Here is an 18557-nt window from a genome sequence, read left to right on the forward strand (position 1 = left end):
TTTGTCAACGTTTTTTTTTATCAAAGGTCATCGTTTTTTAGTCTTAGGGAGTTGCAATTTTGTAATGTCAAAATCAAAAAGATAATGACAAATTAAGAAAGCGTAATTAATTTAATTATTTAAAAACGAAAAAAATGAGCACATCAAATCAAAAAAATGCTGCAATTACTCCCTCTAACACTGCGATTGTTTTAGTTGATCATCAACCCGGGGTTCTTGCAATGGCTTCAAGCCTTCCTTCAAAAACGATAATTAACAATGCTGCTACACTTGCCAAACTTGGTGAAGAACTTGGAATCAAAACGGTAATCACAAGTACCAGAGAAAATATCGAATTTTTAGGTACCAATTTTACTGAAATTCAAAATGCAGCACCTATAGCGTATGCAAATAGAATAAAAAGAGCAGGTACATTAAACGCTTTTCATGACAAAAGTTTTGTTGAAGCGGTAAAAAATACAAACCGTCCAAATCTTGTAATGTCAGGATTACTTACCGATGTATGTTTGTATCACAGTGTTGTTTCAGCATTAGAAGCAGGTTATCAGGTACACGTGATAGCTGATGCTTCAGGAACAAGTTCTCAATTGGGTGACACAGTAACCTATGACCGTTTGAGAGATTTAGGTGCAATTATCACCACTACTTTTGGTATTCTTTTCCAATTATATCCTGATTTATCAACGGAAGAAGGGCAAAAAGCAGAGGGTGTAGCATCATCATATGCCATCCAATAACAATTCGATAATCCCTTATTTCTTTAAATTAATAAAATACTATAAATGAAAAATAAAATATTTCAAATCGCAGTGCTACTTGTAGCAATCATATTTTCAACACAACTATCAGCTCAAAACGCTAAGGCCGAAAAACAAATTACCCCTGCTAATGCCGCGATTGTATTGGTAGACCATCAACCAGGAGTCCTTGCAATGGCAAGTAGCCTTCCGGCAAAAACAATTACAACTAATACCGCTGTGCTTGCAAAATTAGGAGAAGAGCTTGGAATCCCGTTGGTTATTACAAGTACACGCGAGAACCTGGATTTTTTGGGGACTAACTTTGTTGAAATACAAAAAGCGGCTCCGAAAGCTTATGCAAGCAGAATAAAAAGAGCCGGAACATTAAATGCATTTGATGATAAAGCATTTGTAAGTGCCGTCAAAAATACCGGACGTCCAAATCTTATCATGGCAGGTCTTATTACTGATGTTTGTTTGTTCCACAGCGTATCATCAGCAATTAAAGCAGGTTATAAAGTGTATGTCGTAGCAGATGCCAGCGGCAGTACAACCACACTTGCCGATGCGGTAACCTACGATCGTATGCGCGATATGGGAGCAATTATAACCACTACATTTGGTGTTCTTTTTGAATTGTATCCTAATCTGGCTATACCTGCAGGACAAAAAGCAGAGGGAATAGCATCTGGTGCCTTTGCTCAATAATTCTTGAATTTAAAAAAATGGAAAGCTTTACTTTTATTAGGCTTTTCATTTCTCCTGCCGATAATCGCGATCACTAAAGAGAACTTTAGAAACTGGAAAATCATGACAAAGTACCAGAACGTTAGCTTTAGGAGTTGAATTTTAAAAACACATCAGAATCCGACACCAATCATCAAATATTTTAAATAAATACAAAATAAATATAAAATGAATTCAAAACTAAATTTCAAAAAGTCAATCATAGCAGGACTTTATGCAGCCGGAGCTGCTGCAATAATTAATGCCATTCTGTTTTTTATCTTTCATCGTGCCGGGATTATTTCGGACAATATATTTCCAAATCCCAATGAGCCCCTTACAGTAGTTCCTGTAATTATGGCTTCTATTATTCCTATAATTATTGGAAGTATTCTTTTTTTTCTAATCGAAAAATTCACAAATAAAGGGTTTATAATTTTTACAATAGTAGCGGTAATATTAGTTCTGTTATCCCTTTTAAGCCCCTTTACTGTAATACCAAATGTGACTGTGGGGTATGCATTAATTTTATGTGCTATGCATTTAATAGCAGCTGTCGTCTTAATTTACTTTCTAAGCAAGAGTATAAAATCACTTTTAAATTCTAAAAGATAAACAAAATGGCAAAAGGATATTGGATCGCAAATAATAATATTTTCGACATGGACGGTCTGTTAAGATACAGAGATGCCAACAGAGAAGTAATGACAAAGTATGGAGCCGTTTTTTTAGTAATGCACGGCCAGCAGAGAATTCAGGAAGGAAGCTCAAGAGCGAAACAGATTGTAGTAGAGTTTCCTAGCTATCGGGATGCTGTAGATTATCATGATTCCATTGAATATCAAAACGCGGCTAAAATGCGTAGGGCTATTTCAGAAGGCGCTCTTGTCATTGTAGAAGGATATGATGGCCCGCAGGGAATGCACTTATGAAATTATAATTTTAAAAAAAAATGCAAAAAAAATTTGAATACACCTATCGTGGTCATAGTGCAAACATCGCCGAAATGGTTATTTTCCGAATGCTTCCCAATCAAAAAACAAAAGCTGTCGGTCCTTTTGTTTTTTTAGATTATATCTCTAAAGTAAATTATCCTCCAAGGATACCGCAAAAACCAGATGGGCATGGCGCGCATCCGCACAGAGGGATTGCTACATTTACCTACCTGCTTCATGGTGAGTTTGAACATTATGACTCCAGGGATCAGTATGGTGTTGTAAACGACGGAGGCGGACAATGGATGAAAGCCGGCAACGGAATTATCCATGATGAAAATTTTTCACAGGAATTTCAAAAAAATGGAGGGCTCCTGCTGGGGCTGCAATTTTGGATAAATCTCCCTTCCCATGCAAAAAAAGAACAACCCGACTATATGGCCGTTCAGGATGCCGATTTGCCAAAAATAAACCTGTCCGACGATAGTGGAGTTTTTAAAATTGTTATTGGGTCTTATGGCGGTGAAACTTCAAAAGTAAAAACTTTTTCCAAGCAGTTTTTATATCATATTACTTTGAAAGCCGGAAAATCATTTACCATGCCCACAGAAAGTGTTATGGAGTATGCAGCATTCCTGCCCAATGGAAATTCAAAAATTAATGATACGGAATTACTCGAAGGAGAATTGGTAGTCTTTGAAAAAGAGGGTACAGAAATTATCTTTAGCAACAATAGTATTGCAGAGACTGATATTTTAGTTTTTGGAGGAGAACATTATGATGAACCCATTGTAACCTATGGCCCATTTGTCATGAACAGTAAGGAAGAGATCAGTGAAGCATACAATGATTTTTATGCTGGTAAATATGGTGTGGTCACTCATTCCAAAGGCAGAAATGGAGATACTTAATACTTAGGTTTATTTTGTTTGTCAAGGTCATCAAATCTTCTAGCTCAGGTTTGGTGACTTTTATAAATATTAGAAAATATACTTTAAAAAATACAACCAATGATTCAAATTCAAAAAAAAACAGAACAATCCAACAGGGTTCTTTATGACGGCAATTTCATAGCAAACAAACCGGTAGCCTACGGAACAACTCCCGAGGTAGAACCGTATTCAAATTTATTTTATTTCAGTCACGCCGTGACAATTGATCCGTGTGAATTTCCACTGCATCCCCACAAAGGTTTTGAAATTATGACATTTGTTCTCGAAGGAGAAATCACGCATTATGATACCGAGTCTAAGAAATGGACATCGTTGGAAAAAGGGGATTTCCAAATTTTCCAATGTAACTCAGGTATTCAGCACCAGGAACGTCTTGGGGAAAAATCAAGAGGCTTTCAAATCTGGTTTGACCCGGATTTCAATAAAACATTATATGAAAGGCCTACTTATAAGGATTATCAAAGTGATGATTTTCTTCCTCAAATAGAAAATCAAATCAGCACGATAAATTATGTAGGTGATGGCAGTAAAGCCATTTCAAGAACTCCCGGATTAAAAATAAAAAAACTGCTCTTTGAAAACCAGACAAAAGTTAATCTGCAGTTAGAGCAAAATAGCAGCTATACATTTTACATCTTACAAGGTAAAGGAATCATCAATGGTCAATTTCTGGAAATAGATGATGCGGTAAGGGTTACAAATACCAAAAAGATTGATCTGGATTTCAAAGGAGAGTTGTTTTACATTCAGACTCCTGCCCATACAGATTATCCAGCCATTTGGATGACCTAAATGAAACATTGAATTGAGATTAAATTACTCAGGTGGCACAATGAAAAGCAGTAGCTCAAAAAAAGAAAAATCAGAAGAATTACTTCTGGCAGCATCTAAGAAAAAAAATAAAGTTTTTAGAACCGAGAAACCGGGTAAAGGCATTGATACAATGTTCAAAACAACAATTAACAACCAATACAAACTAAGTGGTTATGCCGACAATAAAGCTCATATTTTGCTTTCTGTCAATACTATAATTATCTCGGTTTCTCTATCTATCCTTTTCCCAAAATTAGGCAGGCCTGCCAACGCACATTTAATTATTCCAGCACTAATTCTAATTACATTTAGTGTGACTTCAATAATTTTTGCTATTCTCACAACCAGACCCAGCATAACCAAAGCAGGTTTCAGCAGAACGGAAGTAGAGAAAAAAAAACTAAATCTTTTGTTTTTCGGCAATTTTTACAAAACCTCTTTTGAAGATTACAATTGGGCCGTGCATCAAATGCTCAATGACAGTGAATATTTATACGATTCTATGGTTAAAGATTTATATTACCATGGATTAGTTTTGAAAAGAAAATACAGTTTACTCAGAGTTACTTACAATATTTTTATGTTCGGAATAATTGTTTCTGTTTTCGCTTTTCTCATTACTTTAAAGTTCTGGTAACACAATAAATTAGACTGCTTCCTACAAGCTGTCTAATATTGTTTTAAGCTGAAACTTTTAATTCTTAAAGTTAGGTAGAAATCTAAAAAATTAAAAAGCTTTCAGACACTGTAATACTTCGCTCTTCTTATAGTACCGACGATTTCCCATTCCATAACTGGGCAGTTTCTCGTCTTTGGTCCACTTCCATAAACTTGTTAAACTAATTCTGAGCAAAGCTGCCGTTTCATAACGGGTTAGTAAGATCTCGGAATATACTCTATCAGCTGGATTTTTAGATTCAAAAACCTCTGTTCTGATAACTTCACGAATCATTCCTTTTAATTCCTCCGGGGAAATACAATGCAGTAAAATCGATTTTTCCATAATTCCATTTTAGTATTCAAAATTAAGTTTGTCCCAGAACCGATCAGTGGAATACTATCTTCTTATCGGTAAATTCCATCACAAAGTTAAGGCATAGCGAGCGGTTCGCTTTCAAAAAATTCCCCCATAAATGTGCGGTAAAAACCGCACTTTATTGCGTTGCTTTTTGCGCTTGCTCCGCTATCCCTTCCGATGGTGCTATAATTTTTAATCTAAACTATAGAAATCATGGAAACAACAAATCAAAACTGGCAAATGGTAGCAGAAATTGAATTAATCTACAAAACCAAAGTAAAAGCCTCTGACAGACCTCAAATCAAATCTTCCAAAGACGCTTATAAGCTTATGCTCTCCACCTGGGATATGGATAAAATAGAACTTTTTGAAGAATTTAAAATCCTCTTACTCAGCCAGTCTTATAAAGCCTTAGGAATTTATGAAATTTCCCGAGGCGGTATAACAGGTACCGTTGTAGATCTTAGACTTATCTTCTCGGCAGCCCTTAAAGCCAATGCTACTTGTTTAATGATAATCCATAACCACCCATCAGGCAGAACATTAGCTAGTGAAGCTGACAAACAAATCACCAGAAAAATCCGTGAAGCGGGTAAACTTCTGGATATTACCCTGATTGATTCCTTAATAATTACACCCGAGCAGTACTACTCCTTTGCAGATGACGGCACTTTATAAACGCCGTTTTTTTACCTATCTAAATGGAGCTTGTTATCTGCCATATTCACCAATCTTAATTACCGGTTTAATGGTAATTCCTTTTTCCGAGTCTTCGATAGCCCTGTTGATATCCTCAAAAGAATAGGTTTTAATGAGTTTGTCAAATGGGAACTGCCCGTTTTGATACAAGCGTACAAGTGCAGGAATAAAATCATCCGGTACACTATCCCCTTCTACTATACCTTTAATCTGAAGGCCTCTTGCAACAAAAGAATTCATCTCCAGCTCTAAAGGTAGTTTTGCAACCCCCACAATACCACAGCTGCCATGCGAACGAAGTCCGCTTAAAATACTATTGATTACTTCATTTCTGCCTGTGGTATCAAATCCAAAATCAAATCCCCCTGGCAGGATTTTAAGCAACTCTTGTGCAATATCACTTTCTCTGCTGTTGATAATATGTGTTGCACCAAGTTCTTTTGCAAATTCAAGACGATCGGAATTGATATCAATAGCCACAATGGTAGTGGCAGAACATACTTTTGCCGCCAGAAGCGCAGCTAATCCAACGGCGCCTGCACCTGCAATAATTAGAGACTTACCGGCTGAAACCCCTAAAGAGTTAATTATCGCTCCGGCTCCTGTCTGGATTCCGCATCCCAAAGGACCTAAAATTTCAAGAGGTGCATCCTTGGGAACCTTAACTACATTATTTTCATTAGCAAGGGAATAAGTTGCAAATGAAGACTGTGAGAAAAAATTATCATTAAAATCTACCGAATCTCCATGATGGCTATGGGAGCCATCAAGGCGGCTTCCTGTAAAATTAAGTCCCATAAAATGTTCACAATAGGCCGGCTCTCCGCTTTCACAATTGATACATTTACCACAATGGCCAAAAGTAAGCACTACGTGATCTCCCTTTTTTACTTTTGTTACAGAACTGCCCACCTCCTCTACAATCCCTGATCCTTCATGTCCGAGAATAACAGGGAAATTTGGAACGCCCAGAATATTATCACGAGCCGCCATATCGGTATGGCAGGTACCGGTGCCTACAATCTTAATTAACACTTCATCTGCCCGGGGTGTCTCTAACTGCATCTTTTGTAAAATAAAATCACCGCCTTTCTCCAAGACGACTGCTGCTGTAATTTCCATAATTTTATAAATTTATACTTATAAAATTATGTGATACCAGGTTCCAAGCGATGGTAGAAATAATCCTTTTTAGGGTAATTTTACGCTAAGAATTAAAAGATTTGTGAAACTCAATTGTAATGTGCTAAATTAGCATAGGACTATAGTTTTAGCTAAAAAAGAAAATTAATTTAAGTAAATACTTTGGAACGTATTCTTAGTATAAAAAACGCTTTAAATTTTACTCTTCTTTTTGTTTGTCTATGCAGATTAAAAATAATTCAATAATTAATCTAACATATTTTAATATGATTGAAAGTCAAATAAAAGATAAAATACTTAAATACTGCTTAATAGAAGGCACCGATGATAATTTTACCATTGCCACTGAAGTGATCAGAGATATGTTTCCTGAAATGACCAATCAGGAAATGCTTTATTATATTTCAGAAATAGGAAAACATCCTGAGATTATAATTGACTATTTTGATCACAATGAAACTTATGTAATACAAGTTGGTATAGCAACTAAAAAATTTATTGAAAATGGAGGTTTTTCAAAAATAGAGGAAATCAAAATCAAAAATGAAACAAATAAAGTTAAAAAGGAAGAGTTTGAATATCTATTAGCAAAGTCAAATCTGGAAGCTAATAAATTAAATAAAAAAATTGCAAACCAAAATCTCAAAAATGAGAGAAATAATAAAGTTACAAGTTGGATTAATATCGTACTTGGGGCTATAAATATAGGTTTATTGATTTGGCAAATAATAAAAAAATAAGATTTATGGATGAAGAAATATTAGCCGATTACTGCGAGTGTATAAATAAATTATGGACAAACCCAGAAACTGATGACTATAAGGCTTTTGTAAATAGTACTTATCAAATTTGGGACAATTTAATTAAGGTAAGCAAAATAAAAGATGATTTTTCGTTTTACTGGTCTCCCTCTGCGGTAATATCGGTAACGGCAAAATCAGACAAAACAGATTGCCACTATATGATTGGTTTGGATTTGTTTAAAAGAGAACTTTATTTTGATGTAAGCGTCAGCAATTGGGAAAATATACGAAATTTGAAAGATGAGTTTATGACCGAATTCTTTGACATATGCACCCAAAATGATTTTAAATTCTCTGCTGATAGCGGCCCATTTTATGAGAAGGAAATTACTCCTGAATTTAATGCCAATTATAAGAGTAACATTATAAACCTTATGCATACCTACGTCACTGGAATGCTGTTACCAGAAAAGGAAAGAAAAAATATCTCATTTGGACGTTTTGTAGCAGTTTGGAACGCATCAAAAGATATGGAAACTATTCTGGGTGAATTACAAATTGCTTTTAAATGGTTTTATAAATTTAATTATCACTTGTGGAAGGCTGAAAGCATAAGAATCCAGAATAGAAACAACCGTAAAAGATTAAAAATATAATTTTATTTAATAATTTAACTAAAGCATTATATCTGAGATCACAACTTAATCAAAAATGATCGTTATTTCAATCCACTAATTAACTTTTGAAAAAAATAACGATCATTAAATATTCTGTCCTAAATTTAAAATGTATCGGTAGTGAATATTTCATGCAACTGCTTTAAATTAATTATTATTTTCACAGTGTTCTATCGATTGTACTGAATAAGCCATACCACATATATTATTTCACTTCTTTTAAGTTCTATGAAAAATCTCACGCAGATTTTCTTAATTAAAAACTACGGTACGGTACTTATTATTCCGTATTATAAATAAAACCATCACCATCTTCTGAAGCCCAATACTCAATGACAATAATTAATTAAGGCATTTTCACTCATGATTTATTCAATAAGTTCATTTTTTTTAAACTAAAGCCGTTTAACAATCACGTACTTTTACTCTTGTATACCTTTTTCTTAAATTATAAATTGGTGTCATCAAACACATATCATCATTTATTCCCAACAAATTACCTTAAAAAAAACTGACATGAGACTTTTTCTAATCAATTGCAAATCAAATTACTAGACAGCAGCAATTAAAACTCTTACATATGAAGATAAAACTACTAATCCTACTCATCATTGTTTTAACTTTAAATAGCTGCGCCAGCTACAGAGAGGTACAGCTGCCCCCCAGCCGAGAAATTGTAGATGACAACCATGAAATAACAATTCCGGTTATTGTACATGTTTTATACAATAATGATCGGGAGAACATACCAGAGGATAAAATTGATAAAATGATTGATGCATTAGCAATAGATTTCAAAGGTGAGAATAATATGGTTGCTGAAGCTGCTGAAAATCGTCCAGATGATCAAAATTATAAACCCAGAGATACAAAAATTGTATTTAAAAAGGCAGAAGTCTTACCTGATGGAACAATAACAACGGGGATTATAAGAAAAAAAACAAATACAAGAATTTTTAATTACAAAAAAAGAAAACCTTTTGCAGAAAGTCCGCCGATTGATCCCTATCATTTTCTCAATATTTATGTCTGTAATGTAAATAGCGGCACTAATGCTTATACACCAACTGAAACATCTAATCATGGAATTGTGATTGATTATGACATTATAGATAAAGAAAAAATTGAACATACATTAACACATGAGGCCGGACATTGGCTTGGACTGCAGCATATTTTTGATGGCGGTTGTAATAATAGCGATGGCATACAAGACACTCCAGCTCAAAAAAAACTCAATAGGGCATATAAATATACAGATGAAGCTGCCAAATGCGATACAGAAAAAAGAACCATAATGGCAACCAACTTTATGGGATATAATAAGTACCGTGATTTTTTTTCAGAAGATCAAATGAAAGCGATGAGGCAATTTGCATTGCAATATGAAAAGCCTGATACAAAAATTAAAAATATAGACGATTTTAAAATCGAAAGGCAAAACGTATATCTTGATGCCTTACAGTATAATAATGTTCTACCCGATGCTTTTGAAAGACAATATGCCTGTGGTGATGCCGTGTTAAAATTAACTGCAAAAGAAAAAAAATTAATAGTAAATGAAAATTTACGATTAAATAAATCCAATACTCCAAAATTTATTTCTGAACAAGAAAATGTCCCAAATTCATTTAACTGGCAAGCAGAGATAATCAATACTTTATCAATAATAATTGCCAAACAATTTGAAAAAGAAACCTTTAATCTGGCACTTAATAGGTTATTTAAAGATATCGCAGCACCAACGACAGATCAGGATAAAATTAATTATGCCACTACATTTTATGCTTTGTTTCCAAAAACAACAGCTTTCATCAAAGAAATATATTACGCTGAAAATCCATATACTGGTCTAGATGTTGCTACTCTGCAGCTGCATATAAAAAATGACATTAAGGAGATTCCCAATTTATTTGCTGAAAAGCCTGAAATACTGCTGCCAAAAATTAATAATTATCCCCATGCAAGAGACTTACTTTCTATGGGGAATGAAATAATTCAATCTACCTCGATGGGAACTGATCTTCCCGATATCATCAATAGAGTTTCCTTGAAATCTTATATTACACCCCAGGTAAGAGAATTAACCGGTGTAATAGCTACCATTTCAAATAGTTTGAGAGCCGAAAGCGGAGCTGGACAAGGTTTATGGATTGATCCTGTTATTGCACTATCTCCTTTTAAAATAGGCATACAAGATGCTGAAGGAGCAAAAATTAAACAAATGTACTACCTGCTTTACTGCCAGTTAAGCCGTTTTCCTAATATTAAAATTTACATGGACTCTGGTTTAACTGATATCGAAAGAGCTGTAAAAATCCAAAAACTTCTCATTTTTGTAAATAAACTAGAAGACACGTACACCTTTCTTAAAAGTAAAGATTTTAAGCTGCTCACTATTGAGGATCAATTGTCATATGCGAAAAAGATTAATGAAAGCATGTATCAAATTACATCTGTTTTAGCAAAAATATCAGGATTCAACCTCAACGAAAAAATTATCAAAATCCCTGGAAATTATTTATCAATTTTTGAAGCTCTTTTGAAAAAAGAATACTCCAATGCAATGCTGCTTATTGTTACTGAATTTGACAGTTATTTGAATGCTAATGAATCTAAAAATGAACTCATTATCATTGCAGCAGAAATTGCAGCAGATAAAGATGGTACAAAAATTAAAGCAATTCTTCATGATTACGTGGAACCAATAGGAACTTCTACACTAAAACGTATTTCTCCTTTTAATATTAGTCTTAACAGCTACGCAGGAATTAATTTTGGATATGAAGACATTGAAGACCCTAATGCAAAAGATTCATGGTATGGTGGTGTAACAGCGCCTATAGGAATATCATTCTCTTTTAAACCATCATCCGTCGGTTCATTGTCTGTTTTCCTGGAAATTCTTGATTTAGGTTCTCTGGTAAATGTCCGTTTTAAAAATGACGAAACGACATATGATGATCTTCGTTTTGAACAATTCTTGTCACCCGGAATAGGTCTTTTCTATAACTTTAAAAATACCCCTCTTACCATAGGCGGACGCTACAATTATATTAGTAATCTAAGAACAATAACATATAATGACGGGGTCTCAAATGTTGTAGAGACAGGACAAAATGTTACTCGGGTAAGTTTTTCAATTCTAATTGACATTCCCCTATTCACAATCTACAATAAAAAAAGAAATTAGGAGCATTTGAAAAACTGCATAATAATCTAAAAACAAGTCAATTATGAAAAAGTATCTAATAATTATAGTTTTCTTTTATTCACTTAATGCTTTCTCTCAAGGCAGATCAGGTTTCCAAGTGTTATTGACTACTGAAAACGATTTTTTAGGGATCGATAATAAAGATGAAAATTATACGGGAGCAGCTAAAATAGAATTGTTAACTCCCGAAATAAAATGGAAATGGCTGCCATTTTTCAAATTTAAGCAAGATTCAACTGTACTGAATATTCAACGTTTTGGATTTGGGGGAACTGCCTACACCCCACAGGACATTGCAACGAGCGAGGTCGTAATGGGAGATCGGCCTTATGCTTCTTTAACTTTTTTTAGTTTTGGAAATGTCTGTTACAATGATACTAAAAAATTTGTTCTTCAGTCTGATTTAATAATCGGTTCAATAGGATCCCCAGGTCCTGGAAATGTGCAGACTTACATCCATAAAAATCACTGGTTTGGATCAGAAAGACCTGAACCTCAAGGCTGGGACAATCAGATTGGATTTAATGGATCATTGATCATTAACTATAATACTCGATTGGAAAAATTAATTAGGCTTAAAGAATCCAAATCAAATTTCCAGTGGCTCATTCCTTATTGGGTTGCCAAAGCGGACATAGGAAATTACATGATGAACCTGCAAGGTGGTGTTAAGCTGGACTTACTAAACTTGAATTCCGGAATATTACAAGATTACATAGCAGGGCTTCCAACTTTTGTAGAAGAAACAACCAAAAAAGATATCAGATTTAATTTTTTTATTGAACCCAGTTTTAGAATTGCAGCATATAACGCAACTTTGGAAGGAATAATGTTTAATGATAAAAGTATTTATAAAATTGAACATTCGCAGGTTAACCGGTTACTGTTTGAGGTAAATGCTGGTGTAAATTTACTTTTAGGAGATTTTTTCTATGCCAAATATTCCTTCTATGGAAGAAGTCAGGAATATAGTGGAGGGAAATCTTTTCATACCTGGGGTGGAGTTACCATTGGATTTTCACCATCAAGATGGTATAGCAAATAAAAACTAGGAACTCTTAAAAAACTGTCTTTTTATTTTTAATTTTATCTGGTTCAGTTTAGCAAAACAAGTTTCAAATGTTTCCTAACCCAACATTGTAAAACTATTATCTGGATTAGGCATAAATTTTAACTCTTTATGAAGAGTGCCATCTTTTGTATTAATTGAGAGTATAATATCATTAATGAGAGTACTTGTTAGCCCAGTACCAAATCTAAGTTCATCTGGCAAATCTGAGTTCTTCACGTCTCTCGCAGATTCAAAAACGATCCCTATCACACTCCCTGTTGAGTTAATTATTGGACTTCCACTGCTGCCTGCCTTAATATTTGCATTCACATATATTTGTTCATATTTATGGAAATAGGATTTTCCAATTGCTGTAATTTCTCCCTTTGAAGATACTAAGATTGCATCAGTGGTTCCTGGAACTGGAGGGTATCCTGAAACTAAAATATCATCTAATAAATAAGGTGTTTCTAAACCGAAAAATCGGTCACTTAACAACATCTTATCAGAGAATTCCATTACAGCAATATCCACGTTGTCATCTTTATGAACATAAATTTTTTGTGGATATGAATAACCTTCACCAAATCCCAAAAAAAGTTTAATCCTGATTTCATTATTTTCGGGCAGACAATGTTTAGCCGTTATCAAATATTGTTTATTTTGCCCATGTAAAATAGCAAAACAGGTTCCTACATTTATTTCTTTTGATCCAATATCTTTTACTTCCAGTACCCTTATTGCATCCTTAAAATAATCGATAATTTCAGTAAAACCATATATTAAAAAATCATAATAGCCTTTTTGAGCTTTATTTCCATCAAATCCATTACCTGTATATTTTTGATAAATTCCTCTACCATTCCCAACAGGTGATAGTAGACCTTCCAGAACTAATTTATTAGCAATCTTTAATGCTGTGTTATGATAGTGCTGAATATATTTTGTATCGTATAAAAATTTACGTGGAATGGTTGATAAATAATCTGACAAGCTCAATTGTTCCAGCTCCGATGAAGTACCCACTTTTAATTTTCCTTTTCTGGCAAGTCTATTAAGGGGTTCCAAATTAAAGAACTTAAGTAAATCAGTCGGACTTAAATGTGGTAAAATATGGTGCATCTAATAGTTATTTCTTTGTCTTCTATAATAATTCGCAAAAGTTTGAGGCTCGAGTTCCGCTATATTATTTTCAAAGAAAGTTATTCCTGAAACAGATAATGATCCAACTTTTGTATATGGTCCCCAAACGTGAGGTTTTATTAATTTTGCATTAACTATATAGCTATCATCATATATAACCTTATAATCCTCTCCATTCTCATCAAGAATTTCAAAATGATCAATATCCATTTTTAAATTTCCATTTATTTCGGAATGTGTTATCATTCCCCCTATAAAATCATCTTGTGAAAAACCTTCATAGTATATTATAAAATGACGCCCCTTAGTGAGCTCCCGATTAGCAGCTTCTAGTATATCTCCCCTTTCAAACATTTTTTTAATTTAGAATATTATTTAATTCTTAAAACTCACAAATTTTAAATGTCTTCTGATAAAACATTTATTCTAGAAATTACCATATTATCGCTGCTGATAATGACCATTATCTCCAGATAATAATAAAACCTCCAAAACATGTGCTTTTAAAGTTCTTATAAAAATATTATTGTTACATTCAATAAAACTACTATTATGCAAATATCCAATTCTAGTCTGTCCGCCATTTTCAAGTATATAAATTAAATTCACAGAATTATTTACTAAATCTTTTGGGAGTTCAGGATAGGATAAAATTGAAATGATGAATGTAAATTCTTCATAAACCTCTTTTTCAATATTTTTAATTTCCAAATCCTCTTCTGCAGAAACAATTAATACTTTTATTACATACTCTACATCTTCATTGACAAATTTAAATTCGAGTGATTTTTTAGTTTGGTTTTCCATTATTTTTTTATTCTGCAAGTTATAAAAATGCCTCGAAGTTATTTAGTATCTGGAAGATATAATAAAAAAACAGGTAAAAGTACGTAGTATTTAAAATAGAAAAATTTCTAATTTAGAAGAAAATTTTTCATTCAATTATAAGTTCTAACAAACAATAACATCGATTATGAAAATTTCAAAAAAAATATTAATAATTCTTTTTATTATTGTTGGCCTATCATTTCAACAGAAAGATAGATTTGTCGGTAAAATTGTAGCTGAATGGCTGGACGACGGAAGAAAAATGAAACTTCTTAAAGATTTCAGTTATATTGACCCTGCAGGAAAAACTTGGAAGGCACCCGCTGGATCGGTTGTTGACGGAGCTTCAATTCCTAAATCCTTTTGGTGTATTATTGGGGGACCATACGAGGAAAATTACAGAATGGCATCTGTTGTGCACGACTATTACTGTGAAAAGCCATATACGGAAAAATGGGAAGATGTGCATAAAATGTTTTACAATGCTTGTATAACAGGAGGGGTAACAGAAATAAAAGCAAAATTAATGTATGGAGCTATTTTAGCTGGAGGGCCGAGATGGGAAATTAACTCTAATAAAAATGCTGGAAATAAATCTAAATATATTTCAATTAAAGTCATTACCCCTCAAGATAAATTTGAAGGGATTGCCAGATGGATTGAGCAGAAAAACCCAGAAATTCAAAAAATAGCAGATACATTGAATACAGTTGTTCAGGAAATAGATATTGCTAAAAACTAATTCTTTTCTAAAAAGAAAAATACAGCGGCATACTCAACTTACTTTTTTTGAAAGATATCCCTTTATTCTTCTGGTTCCTTCTGTTAGTTTTGGACCAACAATTTCTATCATAGCAGAAACCTCTTTGATATACTTATCATTTAAACATTTTACTTTTGCTGAAAACACATTCAGTTCATCTTTAGAAAAATTCTCATTATAAGACATATTATGATTTCTTAAACCAGAACTGTAATCGAGATAATGTTCAGAAAATTTATTTATGTCCTCGAAAATTTCATGCATAATCTCTTCAATTCCATTATCGTCTTGATCTACAAAAAGCATCGTATTATTTTTAGCATGAAAAAAATTATCAGACTTTAAAAATCTCATCTTCAAATGCTCTTCTAATAATTTATTATTTTGAATATCAATACCCCCTAATGAAACATCTGAAACAAAAGTGTAGAAGTCATACATCACACTATGCAAATTTATTAATGAATTTCGTTCCTCATTATAGAGCCCCAATTGCAGCTGATTTGTTAAATCTAATTTAGCTTTTAAATTTTGTGTCCTTTCCTCAAATTTGAATTCAACTTCTTTAATTAAAGTTGTTAAATGTTCTATATCTTGGCTTTGTGCTAAATTTTCAGCTTTTTTTTTAAAATAGTTAGGTAAATAAAATTTTCCTAAGTAGCCTATATATAATAATAGTGCAATAATTATTACTTCAAATAAATCAGTTCCCATCTAGTATCTTTTAGAGTATGACAAACTTAAACTAAATGATGTGTTTAGTTAAAGAAATTTCAGAGATATTTGGAAATTACCGATCAAATATCTCTGAACAGAATTGCATTTTTTCTTACCACTTGCAAACCATTTTTGTCTGATTTATTTTTTTTTGCAAAATATTTTCTTATTATATTACTTTAACTAAACTTTTATAGTAATTTTAATTCATACCGCAATTATAACAGAACTCTCACAAAACATGGTCTATAATCTTGAATATTTAAATAATCTTATAGAAAGTAAATTAGAAGAAAGTCTTTATTTAGAATATAAGTCAGCAGCTTCTCTTGACAAGCAAAACAATAAAACAACTGAAATTTCAAAAGATGTTAGTGCTTTTGCAAATTCTGATGGTGGAGTATTAATTTATGGAATTCACGAAGATGATAAAAATGAACTTCTTCCAAAATCATTAGATCCAATTTGTAAAAAAGATTTTTCAAAAGAATGGTTAGAACAAATAATTCAAGATAAAATTCAACCTCGACTGGAAAAAATAAAAATCCATCCTATTGAAATTGATTCAAATCAGATAATTTATGTTGTTGAAATTGAGAAAAGCAATACTGCTCATCAAGCGTTTGACAAGAAATACTACAAACGATTTAATTTTAATTCTACAGCAATGAATGATTATGAGATCCGAGATATCTTTAATCGTGCAAAAAATCCTGAGATAAGTTTAGAATTTCGATTTATCGATCAAAGAAAAAGGCTTGAAGTAATTGCGCGGAATATTTCTTCTACTTACGCAATGTATGTAAATATCAAAATAAAGCTCTCACAAAGTGTATTACTTAATCAGTATTACAAAAAAGTTGATGACGGAAATTTTGAAATCAATCTGGACAATACAATCAGAGACATTATTGATACTGAGTTTGGTATAGGGTCGGCCAGACACAAATATGGACCATCACGTTACGAACCAATTCTTCCTACGCAAGGATTCACCATTGAAACATTTGATCTAACTGATCATGCTTTTGAGAAGGACTCAACAATTTCCTGGGAAGTTTTCTGTGACAATGCTACTCCAAAAAGAGGTGACGTAAAATTCTATGATTTACTTAAGTAATTGAATATTACAGTAATTACTTATATCTGTAAAGTGCTATCTCGTCATCAATTGATAAATATTTTAGTAAAAATCAATTAATTAATGGCATTTGTTGCAAGCTGCAAAACATTATACCCCATTTAATGAAAGTACAATTGTTACACCCAATACAACTCAACTATAAAGACTACAACTACTTGAAGCCGCAAGACGTTATAAGCAACTCGAAAAACCCAAGGAACATAAATTCACAAAATCTATATTCGAAAATGACTACAACTGAAATAGCTCTATTATCCACCTGCGTTGGAGCAGATGCGGGGATTTTGTCACAATTTGTCGCAAACACATTAAAAGATAAAGTGACAAAAAAAAACAAAAATTGACTTAATCGCAGAAGAGAGAAAATTAACTTATATGCTTTTATTAAATCAAGTAAGTTACATTCAATCTGGAATTACTATTTAGTATTATTATCAGTTAACTGTTATTAATCAAGAAAATGAAGGAAAAAATTCGAGCTTACAAAGACATCATGAAGAGATTAAATTTAGTAATTCCTTACATGCCTAATATTATACTTTAATTGGTGATTATTGCAAAAATATTTATAAACTTATTACATACATCGGTAATGCATTCGAACTTGAAAACATTCTGGACAAAATCATTAATGAACCTCATGACGATTTTACTGGAATGTTCGATAAGTTGAAAAATCATGACGATTTGTTTAATAACTATCATAAGGAACATCAATCAGCTTCAGTCAAACTCGAAATGTACAAATCTTATTTTTATGAAATGCGTGAAATTATAGAGCGAGTTACTAAAAACTCTTTTAAACAAAAATAATGACCGACAAAATAGAACAACTTTTTAAATTTATTTCGCAAAACAGGCAATATAATAAAGCTTTACAGGAAAGATATTATCGCTCAATTATCCTACCTTATAAAAATGAAAAAGAAAAAATAATTTCGCTTTTATATCATATTGCAAATACTCAAAGTCAACCAAAAATTGATAACCTTGCTGAATTTTACAAATCAATAATTACTGAAGAAAGTTCATTAGCCACTTTCAAAGAATTTATTGTAAAAATTAATCCTAATAGTGCAAATAATTTTGAAAGTGTTTACAAAGGAATGCTGAATCAAAAAGGATGGGGAAATAAAACCTCCGCTTTAATTTCTAAAAGTATATTTCACCTGCATAACGGGCACTATTCGGAGGATTTAAAAATTTGGAATGATGTTCCTAAAATAATTGATAAAAATGATCATTTTTAT

21 protein-coding genes are annotated in these 18557 nt (G+C 32.6%); 15 read left to right on the forward strand and 6 right to left on the reverse strand.

What is annotated here, in order from left to right:
• Positions 1-134 precede the first annotated feature (134 nt).
• The 7 genes from B0A64_RS13755 (at position 135) to B0A64_RS13785 (ending at position 4804) form a co-directional block, all read left to right on the forward strand.
• A complete protein-coding gene (locus B0A64_RS13755) occupies positions 135-737 on the forward strand; it encodes an isochorismatase family protein (RefSeq protein WP_089480098.1) in 603 nt (200 codons plus the stop codon).
• 72 nt (positions 738-809) lie between these two features.
• Positions 810-1448 (forward strand): isochorismatase family protein, encoded by a 639-nt coding sequence (locus B0A64_RS13760; protein ID WP_165769816.1) that lies wholly within the window; start codon positions 810-812, stop codon positions 1446-1448.
• A gap of 207 nt (positions 1449-1655) precedes the next feature.
• Entirely contained in the window at positions 1656-2081 is a 426-nt protein-coding gene (locus B0A64_RS13765) for a DUF6069 family protein (protein WP_089480100.1), read from the forward strand.
• Positions 2082-2086: 5 nt separating this feature from the next.
• On the forward strand, positions 2087-2398 hold the full coding sequence (locus tag B0A64_RS13770; RefSeq protein WP_089480101.1) for a DUF1330 domain-containing protein: 312 nt from the start codon (positions 2087-2089) through the stop codon (positions 2396-2398).
• A gap of 20 nt (positions 2399-2418) precedes the next feature.
• Positions 2419-3312 carry a pirin family protein gene (locus B0A64_RS13775; protein WP_089480102.1) on the forward strand — a complete coding sequence of 298 codons (894 nt, stop codon included), beginning with the start codon at positions 2419-2421 and terminating at the stop codon, positions 3310-3312.
• A 99-nt stretch (positions 3313-3411) separates the two neighbouring features.
• Positions 3412-4146 (forward strand): pirin family protein, encoded by a 735-nt coding sequence (locus B0A64_RS13780; RefSeq protein ID WP_089480103.1) that lies wholly within the window; start codon positions 3412-3414, stop codon positions 4144-4146.
• 13 nt (positions 4147-4159) lie between these two features.
• Complete coding sequence (locus B0A64_RS13785; protein WP_123875921.1) at positions 4160-4804, forward strand: Pycsar system effector family protein; 645 nt, start codon at positions 4160-4162, stop codon at positions 4802-4804.
• Between the two features lie 90 nt (positions 4805-4894).
• Here the strand turns inward: B0A64_RS13785 and B0A64_RS13790 are convergent, their stop codons facing one another.
• A complete protein-coding gene (locus tag B0A64_RS13790) occupies positions 4895-5170 on the reverse strand; it encodes a helix-turn-helix domain-containing protein (RefSeq protein ID WP_089480105.1) in 276 nt (91 codons plus the stop codon).
• Positions 5171-5398: 228 nt separating this feature from the next.
• On the opposite strand from B0A64_RS13790, the gene B0A64_RS13795 reads away from it, so the two are divergent.
• Positions 5399-5863 (forward strand): JAB domain-containing protein, encoded by a 465-nt coding sequence (locus tag B0A64_RS13795; RefSeq protein WP_089480106.1) that lies wholly within the window; start codon positions 5399-5401, stop codon positions 5861-5863.
• Positions 5864-5896: 33 nt separating this feature from the next.
• Here B0A64_RS13795 and B0A64_RS13800 read toward each other — a convergent pair whose 3' ends face one another.
• A complete protein-coding gene (locus tag B0A64_RS13800; protein WP_208863538.1) occupies positions 5897-6949 on the reverse strand; it encodes an NAD(P)-dependent alcohol dehydrogenase in 1053 nt (350 codons plus the stop codon).
• 344 nt (positions 6950-7293) lie between these two features.
• Between B0A64_RS13800 and B0A64_RS13805 the strand changes: the two genes are divergently transcribed.
• From B0A64_RS13805 to B0A64_RS13820, 4 genes are all read left to right on the forward strand, one after another.
• Complete coding sequence (locus B0A64_RS13805) at positions 7294-7767, forward strand: hypothetical protein (protein ID WP_123875922.1); 474 nt, start codon at positions 7294-7296, stop codon at positions 7765-7767.
• Between the two features lie 5 nt (positions 7768-7772).
• Entirely contained in the window at positions 7773-8426 is a 654-nt protein-coding gene (locus tag B0A64_RS13810) for a hypothetical protein (protein ID WP_123875923.1), read from the forward strand.
• A 601-nt stretch (positions 8427-9027) separates the two neighbouring features.
• Positions 9028-11640, forward strand: a complete 2613-nt coding sequence (locus tag B0A64_RS13815; RefSeq protein ID WP_089480110.1) for a M43 family zinc metalloprotease — start codon at positions 9028-9030, stop codon at positions 11638-11640.
• 43 nt (positions 11641-11683) lie between these two features.
• Positions 11684-12706 (forward strand): lipid A-modifier LpxR family protein, encoded by a 1023-nt coding sequence (locus tag B0A64_RS13820; RefSeq protein WP_089480111.1) that lies wholly within the window; start codon positions 11684-11686, stop codon positions 12704-12706.
• An 81-nt stretch (positions 12707-12787) separates the two neighbouring features.
• Here the strand turns inward: B0A64_RS13820 and B0A64_RS13825 are convergent, their stop codons facing one another.
• From B0A64_RS13825 to B0A64_RS13835, 3 genes are all read right to left on the reverse strand, one after another.
• Positions 12788-13834 (reverse strand): S1 family peptidase, encoded by a 1047-nt coding sequence (locus B0A64_RS13825; protein ID WP_089480112.1) that lies wholly within the window; start codon positions 13832-13834, stop codon positions 12788-12790.
• On the reverse strand, positions 13835-14209 hold the full coding sequence (locus B0A64_RS13830; RefSeq protein ID WP_089480113.1) for a hypothetical protein: 375 nt from the start codon (positions 14207-14209) through the stop codon (positions 13835-13837).
• A gap of 87 nt (positions 14210-14296) precedes the next feature.
• The gene (locus B0A64_RS13835; protein ID WP_089480114.1) at positions 14297-14662 is read right to left on the reverse strand and encodes a hypothetical protein; all 366 of its coding nucleotides are present in this window, start codon (positions 14660-14662) and stop codon (positions 14297-14299) included.
• A gap of 166 nt (positions 14663-14828) precedes the next feature.
• Here B0A64_RS13835 and B0A64_RS13840 point away from each other — a divergent pair, with 166 nt between their 5' ends.
• Complete coding sequence (locus B0A64_RS13840; protein ID WP_089480115.1) at positions 14829-15425, forward strand: DUF1353 domain-containing protein; 597 nt, start codon at positions 14829-14831, stop codon at positions 15423-15425.
• A gap of 33 nt (positions 15426-15458) precedes the next feature.
• Here B0A64_RS13840 and B0A64_RS13845 read toward each other — a convergent pair whose 3' ends face one another.
• A complete protein-coding gene (locus tag B0A64_RS13845) occupies positions 15459-16160 on the reverse strand; it encodes a hypothetical protein (RefSeq protein ID WP_089480116.1) in 702 nt (233 codons plus the stop codon).
• 244 nt (positions 16161-16404) lie between these two features.
• Here B0A64_RS13845 and B0A64_RS13850 point away from each other — a divergent pair, with 244 nt between their 5' ends.
• On the forward strand, positions 16405-17283 hold the full coding sequence (locus B0A64_RS13850; protein WP_089480117.1) for an AlbA family DNA-binding domain-containing protein: 879 nt from the start codon (positions 16405-16407) through the stop codon (positions 17281-17283).
• Positions 17284-18119: 836 nt separating this feature from the next.
• Positions 18120-18557: hypothetical protein (locus B0A64_RS13860; protein WP_133083320.1), on the forward strand; the 438-nt coding region annotated here is incomplete at its 3' end.

This window comes from Flavobacterium araucananum, from assembly GCF_002222055.1.
Classification (GTDB): Bacteria; Bacteroidota; Bacteroidia; order Flavobacteriales; family Flavobacteriaceae; genus Flavobacterium; species Flavobacterium araucananum.

Excerpts from the sequence above, each read along its gene's own strand:
- B0A64_RS13755 (WP_089480098.1), top strand. The coding sequence starts at position 135 with ATGAGCACATCAAATCAAAAAAATGCTGCAATTACTCCCTCTAACACT.
- B0A64_RS13765 (WP_089480100.1), top strand. The coding sequence starts at position 1,656 with ATGAATTCAAAACTAAATTTCAAAAAGTCAATCATAGCAGGACTTTAT.
- B0A64_RS13770 (WP_089480101.1), top strand. The coding sequence starts at position 2,087 with ATGGCAAAAGGATATTGGATCGCAAATAATAATATTTTCGACATGGAC.
- B0A64_RS13775 (WP_089480102.1), top strand. The coding sequence starts at position 2,419 with ATGCAAAAAAAATTTGAATACACCTATCGTGGTCATAGTGCAAACATC.
- B0A64_RS13780 (WP_089480103.1), top strand. The coding sequence starts at position 3,412 with ATGATTCAAATTCAAAAAAAAACAGAACAATCCAACAGGGTTCTTTAT.
- B0A64_RS13790 (WP_089480105.1), bottom strand. The coding sequence starts at position 5,170 with ATGGAAAAATCGATTTTACTGCATTGTATTTCCCCGGAGGAATTAAAA.
- B0A64_RS13795 (WP_089480106.1), top strand. The coding sequence starts at position 5,399 with ATGGAAACAACAAATCAAAACTGGCAAATGGTAGCAGAAATTGAATTA.
- B0A64_RS13800 (WP_208863538.1), bottom strand. The coding sequence starts at position 6,949 with ATGCAGTTAGAGACACCCCGGGCAGATGAAGTGTTAATTAAGATTGTA.
- B0A64_RS13805 (WP_123875922.1), top strand. The coding sequence starts at position 7,294 with ATGATTGAAAGTCAAATAAAAGATAAAATACTTAAATACTGCTTAATA.
- B0A64_RS13810 (WP_123875923.1), top strand. The coding sequence starts at position 7,773 with ATGGATGAAGAAATATTAGCCGATTACTGCGAGTGTATAAATAAATTA.
- B0A64_RS13815 (WP_089480110.1), top strand. The coding sequence starts at position 9,028 with ATGAAGATAAAACTACTAATCCTACTCATCATTGTTTTAACTTTAAAT.
- B0A64_RS13820 (WP_089480111.1), top strand. The coding sequence starts at position 11,684 with ATGAAAAAGTATCTAATAATTATAGTTTTCTTTTATTCACTTAATGCT.
- B0A64_RS13825 (WP_089480112.1), bottom strand. The coding sequence starts at position 13,834 with ATGCACCATATTTTACCACATTTAAGTCCGACTGATTTACTTAAGTTC.
- B0A64_RS13830 (WP_089480113.1), bottom strand. The coding sequence starts at position 14,209 with ATGTTTGAAAGGGGAGATATACTAGAAGCTGCTAATCGGGAGCTCACT.
- B0A64_RS13835 (WP_089480114.1), bottom strand. The coding sequence starts at position 14,662 with ATGGAAAACCAAACTAAAAAATCACTCGAATTTAAATTTGTCAATGAA.
- B0A64_RS13840 (WP_089480115.1), top strand. The coding sequence starts at position 14,829 with ATGAAAATTTCAAAAAAAATATTAATAATTCTTTTTATTATTGTTGGC.
- B0A64_RS13845 (WP_089480116.1), bottom strand. The coding sequence starts at position 16,160 with ATGGGAACTGATTTATTTGAAGTAATAATTATTGCACTATTATTATAT.
- B0A64_RS13850 (WP_089480117.1), top strand. The coding sequence starts at position 16,405 with ATGGTCTATAATCTTGAATATTTAAATAATCTTATAGAAAGTAAATTA.